15 protein-coding genes are annotated in these 12,801 nt (G+C 62.6%); 6 read left to right on the plus strand and 9 right to left on the minus strand.

Going from position 1 to position 12,801, the window contains the following annotated elements; translation table 11 throughout:
* Nucleotides 1-114: 114 nt before the first annotated feature.
* Complete coding sequence (locus tag AC3WLP_RS03520; protein WP_014859911.1) at nt 115-1,017, minus strand: DMT family transporter; 903 nt, start codon at nt 1,015-1,017, stop codon at nt 115-117.
* 185 nt (nt 1,018-1,202) lie between these two features.
* Between AC3WLP_RS03520 and AC3WLP_RS03525 the strand changes: the two genes are divergently transcribed.
* Nucleotides 1,203-2,078: a helix-turn-helix domain-containing protein gene (locus tag AC3WLP_RS03525; RefSeq protein ID WP_088513314.1), complete on the plus strand. Its 876-nt coding sequence runs from the start codon at nt 1,203-1,205 to the stop codon at nt 2,076-2,078.
* 29 nt (nt 2,079-2,107) lie between these two features.
* Here the strand turns inward: AC3WLP_RS03525 and AC3WLP_RS03530 are convergent, their stop codons facing one another.
* The 6 genes from AC3WLP_RS03530 to AC3WLP_RS03555 form a co-directional block, all read right to left on the minus strand.
* Nucleotides 2,108-4,498, minus strand: coding sequence for a TonB-dependent siderophore receptor (locus AC3WLP_RS03530; RefSeq protein WP_088513313.1), 2,391 nt, complete (start codon nt 4,496-4,498; stop codon nt 2,108-2,110).
* Nucleotides 4,499-4,673: 175 nt separating this feature from the next.
* Nucleotides 4,674-5,654, minus strand: coding sequence for a FecR family protein (locus AC3WLP_RS03535; RefSeq protein WP_012053688.1), 981 nt, complete (start codon nt 5,652-5,654; stop codon nt 4,674-4,676).
* Nucleotides 5,651-6,226, minus strand: a complete 576-nt coding sequence (locus tag AC3WLP_RS03540; protein ID WP_014754414.1) for an RNA polymerase sigma factor — start codon at nt 6,224-6,226, stop codon at nt 5,651-5,653. Before AC3WLP_RS03540 ends, AC3WLP_RS03535 begins: the two co-directional genes overlap by 4 nt.
* A 5-nt stretch (nt 6,227-6,231) precedes the next feature.
* A complete protein-coding gene (locus AC3WLP_RS03545) occupies nt 6,232-6,558 on the minus strand; it encodes a DUF3325 domain-containing protein (protein ID WP_014859904.1) in 327 nt (108 codons plus the stop codon).
* A complete protein-coding gene (locus AC3WLP_RS03550) occupies nt 6,558-8,135 on the minus strand; it encodes a PepSY-associated TM helix domain-containing protein (RefSeq protein WP_014859903.1) in 1,578 nt (525 codons plus the stop codon). The genes AC3WLP_RS03545 and AC3WLP_RS03550 overlap by 1 nt, the downstream gene beginning before the upstream one ends.
* Nucleotides 8,132-8,437 carry a DUF3649 domain-containing protein gene (locus AC3WLP_RS03555; RefSeq protein WP_003251691.1) on the minus strand — a complete coding sequence of 102 codons (306 nt, stop codon included), beginning with the start codon at nt 8,435-8,437 and terminating at the stop codon, nt 8,132-8,134. Before AC3WLP_RS03555 ends, AC3WLP_RS03550 begins: the two co-directional genes overlap by 4 nt.
* Nucleotides 8,438-8,693: 256 nt before the next feature.
* Between AC3WLP_RS03555 and AC3WLP_RS03560 the strand changes: the two genes are divergently transcribed.
* Both AC3WLP_RS03560 and AC3WLP_RS03565 read left to right on the plus strand, forming a co-directional pair.
* Nucleotides 8,694-9,041, plus strand: a complete 348-nt coding sequence (locus tag AC3WLP_RS03560) for an HPF/RaiA family ribosome-associated protein (protein ID WP_003251689.1) — start codon at nt 8,694-8,696, stop codon at nt 9,039-9,041.
* Nucleotides 9,042-9,162: 121 nt separating this feature from the next.
* Nucleotides 9,163-9,453 carry a DUF3509 domain-containing protein gene (locus tag AC3WLP_RS03565; RefSeq protein WP_003251688.1) on the plus strand — a complete coding sequence of 97 codons (291 nt, stop codon included), beginning with the start codon at nt 9,163-9,165 and terminating at the stop codon, nt 9,451-9,453.
* A 3-nt stretch (nt 9,454-9,456) separates the two neighbouring features.
* Here AC3WLP_RS03565 and AC3WLP_RS03570 read toward each other — a convergent pair whose 3' ends face one another.
* Complete coding sequence (locus AC3WLP_RS03570) at nt 9,457-9,927, minus strand: phosphate-starvation-inducible protein PsiE (protein ID WP_003251685.1); 471 nt, start codon at nt 9,925-9,927, stop codon at nt 9,457-9,459.
* Between the two features lie 448 nt (nt 9,928-10,375).
* Between AC3WLP_RS03570 and AC3WLP_RS03575 the strand changes: the two genes are divergently transcribed.
* The 3 genes from AC3WLP_RS03575 (at nt 10,376) to AC3WLP_RS03585 (ending at nt 11,655) form a co-directional block, all read left to right on the plus strand.
* Entirely contained in the window at nt 10,376-10,618 is a 243-nt protein-coding gene (locus tag AC3WLP_RS03575) for a hypothetical protein (RefSeq protein WP_088513312.1), read from the plus strand.
* Between the two features lie 154 nt (nt 10,619-10,772).
* A complete protein-coding gene (locus AC3WLP_RS03580; protein WP_003251681.1) occupies nt 10,773-11,036 on the plus strand; it encodes a DUF3077 domain-containing protein in 264 nt (87 codons plus the stop codon).
* A 355-nt stretch (nt 11,037-11,391) separates the two neighbouring features.
* On the plus strand, nt 11,392-11,655 hold the full coding sequence (locus AC3WLP_RS03585) for a YebG family protein (protein ID WP_003251679.1): 264 nt from the start codon (nt 11,392-11,394) through the stop codon (nt 11,653-11,655).
* 58 nt (nt 11,656-11,713) lie between these two features.
* Here the strand turns inward: AC3WLP_RS03585 and AC3WLP_RS03590 are convergent, their stop codons facing one another.
* Entirely contained in the window at nt 11,714-12,733 is a 1,020-nt protein-coding gene (locus AC3WLP_RS03590; protein WP_003251677.1) for a Leu/Phe/Val dehydrogenase, read from the minus strand.
* Nucleotides 12,734-12,801 lie beyond the last annotated feature (68 nt).

A 12,801-nucleotide genomic window follows, 5' to 3' on the forward strand; every position in this document is an offset into this window, starting at 1 on the left:
TTTTGGAGTGCCTGGGCCGGCCCCTTCGCGGGTAAACCCGTGCCTACAAAGGGTGTGCACTGCCCTGTAGGAGCGGGTTTACCCGCGAAAGGGCCGGCCCAGGCAACCCATCACCTATTTGGCTACCACAACACCCCCAGCCACCCTGGCCCGGGGCTTGCGAAACACCAGCACATTCCCCGCCATCACCGCCACCAAGCCGAGCAAGGCCGGCGCCGTCCATTGGTAACCCTCAGCCACCGCCGACACATTCAACGCCACCAACGGGAACAGCACCGTGCAGTAAGCTGCCCGCTCCGGGCCCAGGCGCCCGACCAACGTCAGGTAGGCAGTGAAGGCAATCACCGACCCCGGCACCACCAGGTACAGCAGCGAACCGATATAGCGCGCATTCCACTCCATGCTGAACGGCACGCCGCTGACCACACAGAACACCGCCAGCATCACCGCCCCATAGACCATGCCCCAGGCATTGGTGGTCATCGGCTTGAGCCCGGCCTTCTGCTGCATGCTCGACAGCAGGTTGCCGGCCGAGAAGCACAGCGTGCCGAACAGGGCTAAACCAAGGCCGTACAGGGTTTCGCGGCTGGCTGCGTGATGCGACAGCTCCGGCCAGAACAGCAGGCCCAGGCCAAGCAAGCCCAAGGCACCACCGCCAAGCACATTGCTGGCGATTTTCTGGCCGAAGAAAATACGAGCGTTAAGCGCGTTCCACAGTGTCGCGGTGGAGAACACCACCGCGATCAGGCCGCTGGCGATCCACTGGCTGGCGCTGAGGAAGCAGATGAAGTTGACGCAGAACAGGCATAGGCCCTGGGCCAGGCAGATCTGGTGGCCACGGCGGTTCATGGGTTGCAGCCGGCGGGTAAGCAACAGGAAAGCAAACAGGATCAGCCCGGCCAGGGCGAAGCGGTAGACGATCGACACCGGGATCGCGACCACACCCAACTGGAGTTTCAGGGCGATCCAGGTGGTACCCCAGATCAGGACGGTGAGCAGGTAGAGTGACAGGTTCATGGTGGCGGTTCCTTGGGCCTCTGGAAATCGGTGCCCGGCGCTTCGCGGGTAAACCCGCTCCTACAGGGATCACCAGTGTTCTTTCGATCGGCCTCTGGCTGCTTGCACGAACTTGCGCTTTTCTTGCGCCGGTAGCTGTCACTCGATCCAGGGCGCAGTAGGATGGCAGGCAAGAGGACCTGCCAATGACGCCACTCACCCAGTTGCAAGTGTTCAACGCCATGCATGCCTCGCCCAACGCCAGGCTGGAGCTGAGCGCGCACCTGGGCGACGGACTGGCGGCAGCGTTGTGGAGCAACCGTGACGATGCGCGCGACTACCAGGCGCCTAGCCATCACACCCTGTCGTGCTACATCGCCGACGGCACCGGCACCTTCCGCCGCCAGCGCCCGGCCGACAAAGGTGCGCCCGACAAGCTGTGCGTGATGCCGGCCGGGCAGGAATCGAACTGGGTCGTCAATGGTGCGATCCGCCTGGCACACCTGTATGTCAGCGAGGCGCAGTTCGCCCTGGGCTGTGTACGCCTGCTCGACCGGGAACCGCGCGAGCTGCAACTGCAGGAAGCGACCTTTCTGGACGACCCGCAGCAGGCTGCCCGCTTTCGTCAATTGATCCAGCTGGACTGGGACGAGCCCGGCGAGCGCCTGCTGGCCAGCAGCCTGGCGCACGAGATCGTTGACCATGCGCTGCTCAGCCAGGTCGGGTTGCGCCAAGGCCTGCGCCTGAAAGGCGGGCTGGCGCCAAACCTGCGCCGACAGCTGGTCGACTACCTCGAGGCACACCTGGACCAGCCCATCACCCTGGAAGAGCTGGCGCTGCGCTGCAATCTGTCCGAATACCACTTTGCGCGCATGTTCCGCGCCAGTTTCGGGCTCCCGCCGCACCAGTATCTGCTGGCCCGGCGGCTGCACCGGGCGTGCCAGTTGTTGCGGCTGGGAGTAATGCCGCTGGGGGAGATTGCCTTGTTGTGCGGGTTTGCCAGTGCCAGCCATTTCAGCAACCGGTTTCGCCAAGCCCTGGGGGCAACACCTGGCGAATACCGCAAGGCCTTTTTCATCTGAAACCGGGGCCGCTCTGCGGCCCCATTTGCCTAGAACTCGAAGGTGCTCGACAAACTGACCTGCCGCGCATCGCCAATCGCCACAAAGTACTGGTTCACCGCCGAGCTGTAATACACCTTGTCGAACAGGTTCTTCACGTTCAGTTGCAGGCGCACGTTGTGTTCGTCGAGTTTGGTTTCATAAGTGGCAAACGCATCGGCAACGGTATAGCTCGGCAGGTCGAAGGTATTGGTCGCGTTACCCGAACGCTCGCCCACATAACGGGCGCCGGCACCGAAGCGCAGCCGGTCACCCCCGAACAGGCTGCCAAAGTCATACACCGCCGACAGCGAGCCGCTGTGCCGGGCCACGTTCTGCAGGCGATTGCCCTCAAGATCAGGGTCCTTGGTGACCTTGGCATCGGTCAGTGCATAGCTGCCGATCAGGCTCCAGCGCTCGCTGATCTGGCCGGTCACGTCGAGTTCCACTCCGCGTGAACTGACCTCACCCGCATTGCTGTAGACCGTCTCGCTTGTGACGGCGTCAAAGTTCGAGACCAGTACATTGCGCTTGGTGATATCGAACAATGCCAGGGTGCCTGTGATGCGGCCTGGCATGTCGAGCTTGGCGCCCAGCTCCCACGACTTGCCCTCCTCAGGTGCCACCGAGGCGTCGAGCACGACATTGCCGGTCAGCGGCGCGATGGTCGAGTTGGGCTTGAACGACTCGCTGTAGCTGCCATAGAACGAGAGCTGGTCGTCGACTTTGTAAACGATACCGGCGTGGGGTACCCAAGCCTGGCCACTGATGTCGGTATTGGCCTTGAACGGGCGACCGCGGCCAGCGTACTGGTCGTACTGCTGGAAACGCGCACCTGCTACAAGGATCCAGTGCTCATCGAGGTGCAGCGCGTCCTGCACGAACAGCGCATCGGTGCGCAGCTTGTCGGTCTGGTCACTGTCGCTGGCTCGCACGTTGGTGCCCTCCACTTCCTGTCCGTAGACCGGGTCCAGATAACTGAACGTGGACTGTGGCGTCTGGCGAATCAGGTCACCGCGAAAGATCTTGCGGTCTTCATGGTCGATGCCGAACAGCAGGTCATGCTGCATCCCCGCCAGCTCGACATTGCCATTGAGACTCAGGGTCACGAACTGGTCACGGCTCATGGCGTTGTGGGTGCCGTCGATGCTGCGTGTCAGCGTGCCTTGGGTTTCGTTGACGCCGGTCACGCGAACCTGGCTGGCATCGTAGGTCTCACGATTGAAGCTGTAGCCGAAGTGCAGCTTCCAGTCATCGGCCAGCTGATGGTCGACTTCCAGGCGATACAGGTCGGAGCGCCCTTCCATGTCGTTGAACGGCTCGTCCAGGCGGCGCGTGGCAGGGATGTTCAGCGGGTGGCCGTTGTTGCCGAACGCGGTGCCACGGTCGAACGGATAGAGAAATTCACGGTGCTCGTAAGCCAGCACCACCTGGGTGTCTTCGCCCAGCCAAGCCAGCGACGGTGCCACCAGCGATTCGCGGTGCACACCGTAGTTGCGCCAGTAGTCCTCGTCTTCGTGGTCGACGACCAGGCGGTAGGCGAAGTTGCTGTCACCCAGTGCGCCCGTGCTGTCGAGCCCGCCACCGCTGCCGTTCTTACCGCTGCCATAGGTCGAGCCGCGCACCGTCAGGGCGTTGTACTGCTGCAACTGCGGACGCTTGCTGACCACGTTGATGACCCCACCCGGGTCCTGGATACCGTACAGCAGCGAGGCAGGCCCCTTGAGCACTTCAACCCGCTCGGTGCTGGCGTTGAGGTTGCGACCCTGCACCACGGGCATGCCATCGCGCATGATCGAGCCGTCGCGGTTGTCGCCAAAGCCACGTTTCATCACCGTGTCGGACGTGCCGCCGAAGTTGTTGCCCTGGGTAATGCCGCTGACGTTGGCCAGGGCATCATCGAGGTTGCGCGGGGCCTGGTCGCGGATGACCTGGGCCGGTACCACGTTGATTGCCTGGGGGATGTCCTGGTTCGGGCCCTGCCCGCGCATGATCGAAGCGCTGGCCAGGGGCTGGTAGCTGTAGTCGTCCTGTTGCGAGGTCACGGTGGTGGCCTGCAGGTTGAGGGCACCGGAGGTGTCTGCAGGTTCGAGGGTCAGGGTACGTGCGTCGACGCGGCGCCAGGCCAGCCCAGCGTTGCCCAGCAGTTGTTGCAGCGCCTGCTCGGCGCTGAACCGACCCTTCAGCGCTGGCGCTTGCACGCCCGGCAACTCGAGGGTGTAGACCACGCTCTGGCCAGTGGTGCGGCTGAAGGCGTTCAGGGCCTGGGCCAAGGGTTGGGCCGGCTGGGCGAAGGCATAGGCCTGCAGCTGCTCGGCCGCGGTTGCCAGGGGGGCGACAGCGAAGGCCGGGAGCGCAGCAAGGCCGAACCAGAGAGGGACGCAACGCGGGGAGAACTTCATGGACGCTGACCTGTGAGAGGGTGATTACTGCGAATGAATCGCACTTTCACTCATTACACGGATGCCACGTGCTGTTACCTCACCTGTGCCTGGAAATATTTTTGTTGTGGCGACCTCTTCGCGGGTAAACCCGCTCCTACGGGGGGGTTACCCGTGAAGAGGCTGGCACAGGCAACTACCGAATCAGGGTCAAACGCCCCAACACGGTCTGCCGTGAAAAACCCATCACCTTACCCAGCGAATCCAGCGCCAGCAGCGGCTCGGCCACCGGGAAGCTGCCGCTGACCTTGCGCTGCCCCAGGTCACCATCGAGCAACAGGATACGCCCCGGGTAATATCGCCCAAGGTCTTCGATCACCTGCGCCAGCGGCACCTGGTAATAGTTCAGCCACCCCTGGCGCCAGGCCAGGCGGTTGTCACTGTCCACCGCCAGGGTGTCGCCTACCCTGCCTGCGCGGTAGGTCAGCTGCTGGTTGGCAGTCAGTTCTCGCGCCACAGTGCCCTGCGCGGGGCTGACGCCCACACGCCCGCTGCGCACCGTCACCTGGGCGCCCTCGCTTTGCTCACGCACCTCGAACTGGGTGCCAAGCACCCGCACTTCGCCGCCGGCAGCTTCCACCAGGAACGGCTCACCGGTATGGGTAACCTCGAAGAACGCCGCACCATGCAGCAACCGCACACGGCGCTCACCCTGGGCGAAGTCGACCGCAATGGCGCTACCGGCATCAAGCGTCACCTGTGACTGGTCGGCCAAGGTCACCTGGCGAATCTGCCCGGCACTGCTGTAGTCCGCCTGCAGGTCCCGCAACCAGTACCCCGGGTGCCAGCCCCCGGCGACGCCCACGGCCAGCACCAGGCAGGCTGCCAACGCCAGCCCTGCCACCCGCCGCCACCCGCCACGCGCCGGCGGTCTGGCCATGGCATCGAGGTAGCGCTGCAGGGCGTCCTGTTCTTCGTCCGCCAGCCGCGCCGCTGGGGCGGCGCTTTTCTGCCACAGCACCTGGGCCTGTTCATAAGCTGCGCGGTGCGCGGGGTCGGCCAGCAACCAGCGCTTGAATGCCGCCCCTTCGGCTTGCCCGGGTTGCTCGTTAATCCGGTTGAACCATTGCAGGGCAGCCTGAAACTGCGCTTCGGTGATCGGCGGTAAACGGCTCATCGACGGGCGCTCCCTGGCCGGCGTGGGGTGGACGCGGGCTCGGCAACACTCGCCTTGCACGCTTCGAGGGCGCGCATCATATGCTTTTCCACGGCGCTCTGGGACAGCTGCATGGCTTTGGCGATCTCGCTGTACTTGCAGCCGTGAATGCGGTTGAGCAGGAAGATCTGCCGGGTGCGTTCGGGCAAGGCACGCAAGGTGGCCTCGATACGCTGCAAGTCGTGGTCGACCTCCACGGCCTGCTCAGGGGCCTGGGCCAGGCTCGCCTCATTCACCGGCACAGCGGCTTCGGCCACGCGTTCGCGGCTACTTTCGCTGCGCAGGTGGTCTATGGCCAGGTTGCCCGCGCAACGCAGCAGGTAAGTGTCCAGCGCCTCGACCTTGACCTCGGGGCGACGCCAGAAACGCAGGAACAGCTCTTGGACCAAGTCCGAAGCAGTGGCGCGGCAGCCGACCCGACGGCTTACCAACGCCTCCATACGCGCACGCTGGGCCTGGAACACCTGGACGAAACGTGCACGCGCGCCTGCGCTGTCAGCGTCAGGTTCGATGATATCCCTCGGCTCGCTCACAGGGATCACGCAGCAGATACGGCCAGCAGGGGGCCCAGCACCACGCTGACGGCAGCCAGGCCCAGCAGCAGACGAGGCTGGTACGGCAGGCCGAACACCCACAGTGTTACCCCGGCCATCATCACTGCGGTCCACTCCACCAGGCCGAGGGCCCAGCCACGCAGGTACACGCTGAGCACCAGCGACAGCATCAGCAGCAGCCAACCTGCAACACGTAACAGGAGCAAGTGCCTGGGGCTCGGCTTGCGCCCGAGCAAGTCGCTGAAGTGCTTTTCCATCGCCAGGCACAGGGCAACAAAGCCCGCAAAGGCAATCAGTGCGTTACCCAGCATCAGCTCACCTCCACCGTTTCAATGCTCGACTTTTTTGTCGCACGCGCCGCGCGCTTGGCTACGGGGGTTGGGCTGGCCAGCATCTTGTGGGCCAGCCAGGCCAGAAACAGGCCGGTCCCCAGGGCTGTCAGATCGAAGCCGGCCATGGCCCAGTCACCCTCCAGTACCGAATGGTTCAAGCCCCGGTCAGTCGTCAGGCCATTGAGCAACGGCAGCAGGGCGAAGGCCAGCGCGCCCAGCGCCAGTTGCTCGCCCCAGGCCTTGCGCCCGCTACGCAGCACGGCGTGCACCAGCGACAGGCCCCAGGCGATGAAGAAAGCATTGACCTCCCAGTCGGCCCGGCCTTCGACAGCCATGGGCACCAGGCGGTTGGCCCAGAAAAAGCTCGCCACCGCCAGCAACAAGCCACTCATGCTGGCCATATTGAGCACTTCGACCAGGCGCAGCTCCCCTGGCACAGCTCCGCTCTTGGCGTGCTTGAGCTGGCGCTTGCCCAACCACATCACCAACCCGGTACCAATCACCGCCGTACCGGCCACACCAAAGAAGAAATACAGCCAGCGCAGCCAAGGCCCGGCAAAGTTACCCATGTGCAGGCCGGCGAAACTGAAGGCGGTCATCATTAAACCGCTCTCCGGCTTGCCCTGGCTCAACAGCGCACCGCTGGCCCCATCGAATGTCCAGTTGGCGCTACGCCGATAAGCCACGTGGTCGGCTGCCGATTGGGTGAAGGTGACGCGGGCATTGCTGTCGCCCGGGTTTTGCACCTGGATGCTGCCAACACGCGCCCCCGGCTGCAGCGCCTGCACCTTGGCGTACAGGCTCGGCAGCGCTACCAGCGGCGTGGCCACCTGGGCCGCCTTGGGCGCATCGTTGCGGCCAAACAGGTCGTTGAAGTACTTGTCGGTGTCATTGCCGTAGCTGGCCATGATGCCCGCCGGCATCACCATGTACATGAACAGCACCAGGCTGCTGTAGCTGATCATCAGGTGGAACGGCAGCACCAGCACGCCGATGGCATTGTGCCCGTCCAGCCAGGAACGCTGCCCCTTGCCAGGGCGGAAGGTGAAGAACTCCTTGAAGATCTTCTTGTGGGTAATGATGCCGGTGACCAACCCCAGCAGCATGATGAAAGCGCAGAACGTCGAGAGCCAACGGCCAACCGGGTAAGGCATCTGAAGCTGGAAGTGGAAGCGGTAGAAGAACTCACCACCGCGGCTGTCACGTGCGTCCACCGGCTGGCCGGTCTGGGTATCGAGGGTTTTCCTGACAAAGCCACGCGGGCCGCCACTGGGGTCGCGGTAGCCCACACTCAAGGCGGCCTCCCGTTCGTTCGGCATGCGAATGAACCAGGTACTCGAATGCCCTGCATTGTCCTGCAGGTAACGTTGAGCTACCGCCAGGCTATTGATCGGGTCCAGGGCATGGCTGCGCACTTCAGGCTGTGACCAATGAGTGATTTCTTCCTTGAAGTACGACAGCGTGCCGGTAAGGAAGATGGCGAACAACAGCCAGCCGAAGATCAGGCCGGTCCAGGTGTGCAGCCAGGCCATGGCCTGGCGGAAGCCTTCTTTCATGCGTTTTTCATCCAGTAGGCAACGCCGCTGATCACGCCCAGCAGCAGGCTTGGCGCCAATACGCCCAACCAGGCACGCCAGGCGCTGCGGCAGGCGAAACACCAGATGAACGCCAGCAGGTAGAAGACGAACGACAGCAGCAGGCCGGTGAGCGTGGCATCGACCTTGGGCAGTGGCGCCAGCAAGGCAATACAGACGCTCGCGAGGGACGCCAGCAGATAGCCGCCCAGCAGCGCGGCCAGGCTACGGGATGTCACGGCCAGGCGATAGCTGAGCGGGAGGCCGGCGGTTTTGCGCGTCATGGCGGGGTCCGGGCGTTCTTGGGGCTGCAATAATAATGATTTCAATTCTCATAAGCAAAGCCCAGCCCCCGCTACGCATTTGGCCGTACGCGCCACGCGTCACGGTAAGCCCATTTGCAACAAGAAATTTATTTTCAAAAAGGGCTTGAATTCATTCCGCAGTTGCCTGACCTTAGAGTCAAGAGGCGCAGAAATTCCAAGGGTCTCAAGGGCCTAGGCGCGTCTCCATGCGAGCAAGCTGAATAAGGATTGAATCATGCAAATCCAGGTCAACAGCAGCAACGATTTCGACGGTAACGCCCGGCTCGACCAGTGGGTCCGCAGCACACTGCAGAACTCGCTGGAACGTTACGAAGAAGACCTCACCCGCATCGAGGTTCACCTGCGCGACGAGAACGGCGTCAAGCCCGGACCGCATGACAAACGCTGCCAGATGGAGGCTCGCCCGAAAGGCCACCAACCGATTTCCGTGACCCACACCGCCAGTTCGCTGGACCAGGCAGTCGACGGTGCCGCCACCAAGCTCAATCACGCGCTGGAGCACTTCTACGGCAAGCTGCGCAGCAAGCGCGGCGTCTTGGAACTGAGTGACCCGGACGCCTGATCGGCAATGCAAAACGCCCGGCCTTGAGCCGGGCGTTTTCGTTTGTGCCGATCAATGGCGCTGAACCAACGTGCGAACGTCCCGGTCAACCTCTGCATTCACTCAACGCAGAAGCAAGACCATGAACAACCCATTCGAACGAATCAGTGCTGCATTCGCGCCCGAATACCGGGTGAACCTGAGCATTGCAAACCTCGACGGCAGTATCATGCTGACCCTGTCCGACGACGCCGGCGTGGTCGCCAAGCGCCTCATCACCCCGGCCCAACGCAACGACCCGGTGCGCCTGCAACGGGTGATCGACAGCATCCGCCTGGGCCTTGCGATCGAACTCAGCCAGAACCCCCTGCAAGTGCTGGCCGCGCTGACCCGTGACGCCCGCCACGAGCCGCGCCATTTCATTGCCAACTGAGGGCTACTTGCCCTCCTCCACTGCCTTGCCGTTGGCGTCCAGCACCTTGGTCGAGGGGTAGCGGTACGAAGCGTAGCGCACCACCAGGATCGAGAACGCCAGCAACAGGATGCCGCCGCACAGGTACAACAGCCCTTCATCGGGTGCCTTGTGGTGCGAAACATCGCCGATCAGCAGGCGAGTGAGCGCGGTGATTGCCACGTACAGCAGGAAGCGGATCGGCATGTGGTTGGTCTTGAAGTAGATCCCCACCATCGCCCCCAGCTCCAGGTAGATGAACAACAGCAGGATGTCATCGACACTGATCCCGCCCTTGCCCAGCATGTCCAGGAACGTCACCACCGCCGCGTAGGCGGTGATCGCGCCAATGCCGAACAGCGCCAGGTAATGGAACGCCTCGACGCACAGGTTGCCCAGCGAGTCGGCCGAGCCGTGCAGGCCCTTGCGCAGTTTTTCTGCCCATTTGATGTTCACGATGTTCCATTCCCCGATACGTCTTTAAGGATGATGCGTCGCTGATGTGACGCTTGTGCCATGCAGTTAAAGGGCCAAGCCCCTGTCTTGGAAGGCGACCGATTGCCGCAAGACACCTTGAGGCGTGGCGCATTGCAAAAAAGCACGCCGTGCTTGGGGAAAAATCAGATTTAACCCCTTCCTTGTAGGGCATTTCCCAAAGATACTCCCTGCCATTGTGGCGTTCGGGCATGCGCACTAGTCTGGGGTCGTCGCTGCCAATCAGCGACCGGCTTTGACAGGCCGCCCTGAACTAACCACATGGCTTTGCCTTTATGGCAGCTGTCATGGGGCACCTCGTGTGCGCCGGCTTTTGGTTCTGTTCACCGGTCTGTCAACCCATGTACAGCTGCCGCCTCATTGTTTGACAGCAGGAGGTGGTGGCCCCAACTTTGAACAGGCCTTCACCATGCTGAAAGTAGTTCCCGATCCACCCCATAACCCCCATTCCCTCGAAGACACCCTGATCCAGGCCACCGACTACGCGTTGTGCGCAGCCACCGTGGTGCATCAGGCGTTGCTGCTTCAGCCCAAGTCACCGGTTTCGATCCTGATGATGACCTCCATGCATGAGCTGGAGGCGCTGCGGGCTCTGCTTGAGTCGGCACTGGTTCAGGTGCAGATGCCCGCTGAGCCCAGGACTTCGCACTAAGACTGGTTAATGTGCCGGGAGGGCCGGCCTCTTCGCGGGCTCGCCCGCTCCCACAGGATCACCACAGTCTTCAAGACTTGCACTGTACCTGTGGGAGCGGGCATGCCCGCGAAAGGGTCGGCCAGGCACTCGAGAAACTTCAGGGAATTGAACAATGACAACAGAAGACACCCAATTCACCGTCGGCAAGACCACTTTCTATCAAGGCGAAAACAGCACCCATCCACTGTTCCGCATCGAGCCTGGCATCCCCTGCAGGGACGCCCGCGAGCAGTCGTCGGAATTGATGGGCTATGTGCGTGAATTGACCATTACTGGCCTGATGGAGGAGAAGCCCATGATGATATGGGCCGCCCATTATCTGAGTGCCATGGCCAAGGCGCTGATGGATGATGCCGAGTTGGGCATGAAGCAATGAGGATTTCGCTTCAGGTTGGATGAAGGCCTCTATGTATTTGCCGCAGCAGTTTCAGCGCCTGTGAGATCGAGCCCCGCCCGCGCGGCGCACCATTGTAGGAGCGGGTTTACCCGCGAATAGGCCGGACCTGCCGGCCAATATCTCCCGGTCATTCACCGTCGCAGCCGCCACCGCATTCGCGGGCAAGCCCGCTCCTACATCTGTTTCGAACCAATTGTTCCTGGCAAAGGCGCACCCGCAGCGCTCGGTCTGTGCCACGCTACAATTTCTGCTTGCGAACCAACCAGCATTGCCATTACTGTATATAGATACAGTAAACCGCAACACAACCAGCAAAAAGGCATAGAGGTGATGAATGGCCGTCGAAGTGGTGTACCGCAGCAGCCGCGACCCGGAGCGCTTGTTCATGGATAAGGCCGAAGCAGACCGTCACGACAAAATGCTCGAGCTGGCCGAGCGCCTGGCCGAAGTGCTGCACAAGGCGGTGCCGTCGCTGACCGAGCAGCAGGTCGAGGAAGCCGGTATCTACATGGCGAAGAACCGCGATGTGTTCGCCCGGGCGTTCAAAAGCCAGCCGGATGCGTTGGCCGAATTGCTTGAGGGTACTGCTGCCGAGTGATATCGCCCGAGGTGTGCGGGTTTACCGGCGAAGTGGCCAACAACGCCATCAGCAACCTTCAGCCATACAACAACCGCTCCGCCAACATCTGCGCCACCCTTGCCGGCGAACGCTTCTCCGCCTGCGCATGGCCAAACACTTCGGTCAGCCGTGAAGGAATCCGCGCCAGGTGCGCAGTAATGGTGCCTTGGTCTTCGCCACGGTGGGTGAGTGCCACATAGATCAGCCCACCGGCATTGATCACGTAGTCAGGTGCATACAATATGCCGCGCGACTCCAGCTGGTCTGCCACCTGCAAGGTCGTCAGCTGGTTGTTGGCCGCCCCCGCCACTGCCGCACAACGCAGTTGCATCACGCTCTGCCCGTTCAGTACCGGGCCCACGCCGCAGGGTGCAAAGATATCGCAAGGGGTACTGATCAACGCATCGTTGGTCACCGGTTTGGCATCGAACTGCTCCATCGCCAGCCGCACCCGCCCCGGGTCAAGGTCGCTGACCAGCAGCTCCGCGCCCACCGCATGCAATTGCTCCGCCAGTGCATAACCGACATTGCCCAACCCCTGCACCGCTACCCGCAAGCCTCTCAGGTCATCGCTGCCCAGCCGGAACGAGGTTGTGGCACGTATGCCCGCGAACACCCCCATCGCCGCATGTGGTGATGGGTCGCCCGATGCAGTGGTGCTGGTCACGTAGGGCGTGCTGTGGGCAATGCAGTCCATGTCCAAGGTCGAGGTGCCACTGTCCACGGCGATGATGAAGCGCCCATGCAAGGTATCGATGAAGCGGCCAAAGGCCTCGAACAGCGCGGCGCGGTTTTCCACATGCGGGTTGCGCATGATCACCGCTTTGCCACCCCCCATCGGTAAGCCGGCCAGTGCTGCCTTGTAGCTCATGCCCTGGGCCAGGCGAATCGCGTCGGTCATGGCGCTTTCGTCATCGGCGTAAGGCAGGTAGCGGCACCCCCCCATGGCCGGGCCCAAATGCTCACTGTGGATTGCCACAACGGCTTTCAGGCCTGTAGGCGGGTCATTGAACAGGTGCAGTGACTGGGTACGGGTGCTTTGCATCAGCGCGAACATCGACCGGCTCCCCTACGAGGTGCTCCTTCCAGTATAGGCACGGCCTCGGCGTTGACGCCGCCGCCGGA

This window comes from Pseudomonas sp. FW305-E2, assembly GCF_058782925.1.

Bases quoted from the DNA above. Each gene is read 5' to 3' on its own strand.
- AC3WLP_RS03530 (WP_088513313.1), bottom strand. From the start codon at position 4,498: ATGAAGTTCTCCCCGCGTTGCGTCCCTCTCTGGTTCGGCCTTGCTGCG.
- AC3WLP_RS03520 (WP_014859911.1), bottom strand. From the start codon at position 1,017: ATGAACCTGTCACTCTACCTGCTCACCGTCCTGATCTGGGGTACCACC.
- AC3WLP_RS03565 (WP_003251688.1), top strand. From the start codon at position 9,163: ATGAACAACCCATTCGAACGAATCAGTGCTGCATTCGCGCCCGAATAC.
- AC3WLP_RS03560 (WP_003251689.1), top strand. From the start codon at position 8,694: ATGCAAATCCAGGTCAACAGCAGCAACGATTTCGACGGTAACGCCCGG.
- AC3WLP_RS03535 (WP_012053688.1), bottom strand. From the start codon at position 5,654: ATGAGCCGTTTACCGCCGATCACCGAAGCGCAGTTTCAGGCTGCCCTG.
- AC3WLP_RS03585 (WP_003251679.1), top strand. From the start codon at position 11,392: ATGGCCGTCGAAGTGGTGTACCGCAGCAGCCGCGACCCGGAGCGCTTG.
- AC3WLP_RS03545 (WP_014859904.1), bottom strand. From the start codon at position 6,558: ATGCTGGGTAACGCACTGATTGCCTTTGCGGGCTTTGTTGCCCTGTGC.
- AC3WLP_RS03525 (WP_088513314.1), top strand. From the start codon at position 1,203: ATGACGCCACTCACCCAGTTGCAAGTGTTCAACGCCATGCATGCCTCG.
- AC3WLP_RS03555 (WP_003251691.1), bottom strand. From the start codon at position 8,437: ATGACGCGCAAAACCGCCGGCCTCCCGCTCAGCTATCGCCTGGCCGTG.
- AC3WLP_RS03550 (WP_014859903.1), bottom strand. From the start codon at position 8,135: ATGAAAGAAGGCTTCCGCCAGGCCATGGCCTGGCTGCACACCTGGACC.
- AC3WLP_RS03575 (WP_088513312.1), top strand. From the start codon at position 10,376: ATGCTGAAAGTAGTTCCCGATCCACCCCATAACCCCCATTCCCTCGAA.
- AC3WLP_RS03580 (WP_003251681.1), top strand. From the start codon at position 10,773: ATGACAACAGAAGACACCCAATTCACCGTCGGCAAGACCACTTTCTAT.
- AC3WLP_RS03590 (WP_003251677.1), bottom strand. From the start codon at position 12,733: ATGTTCGCGCTGATGCAAAGCACCCGTACCCAGTCACTGCACCTGTTC.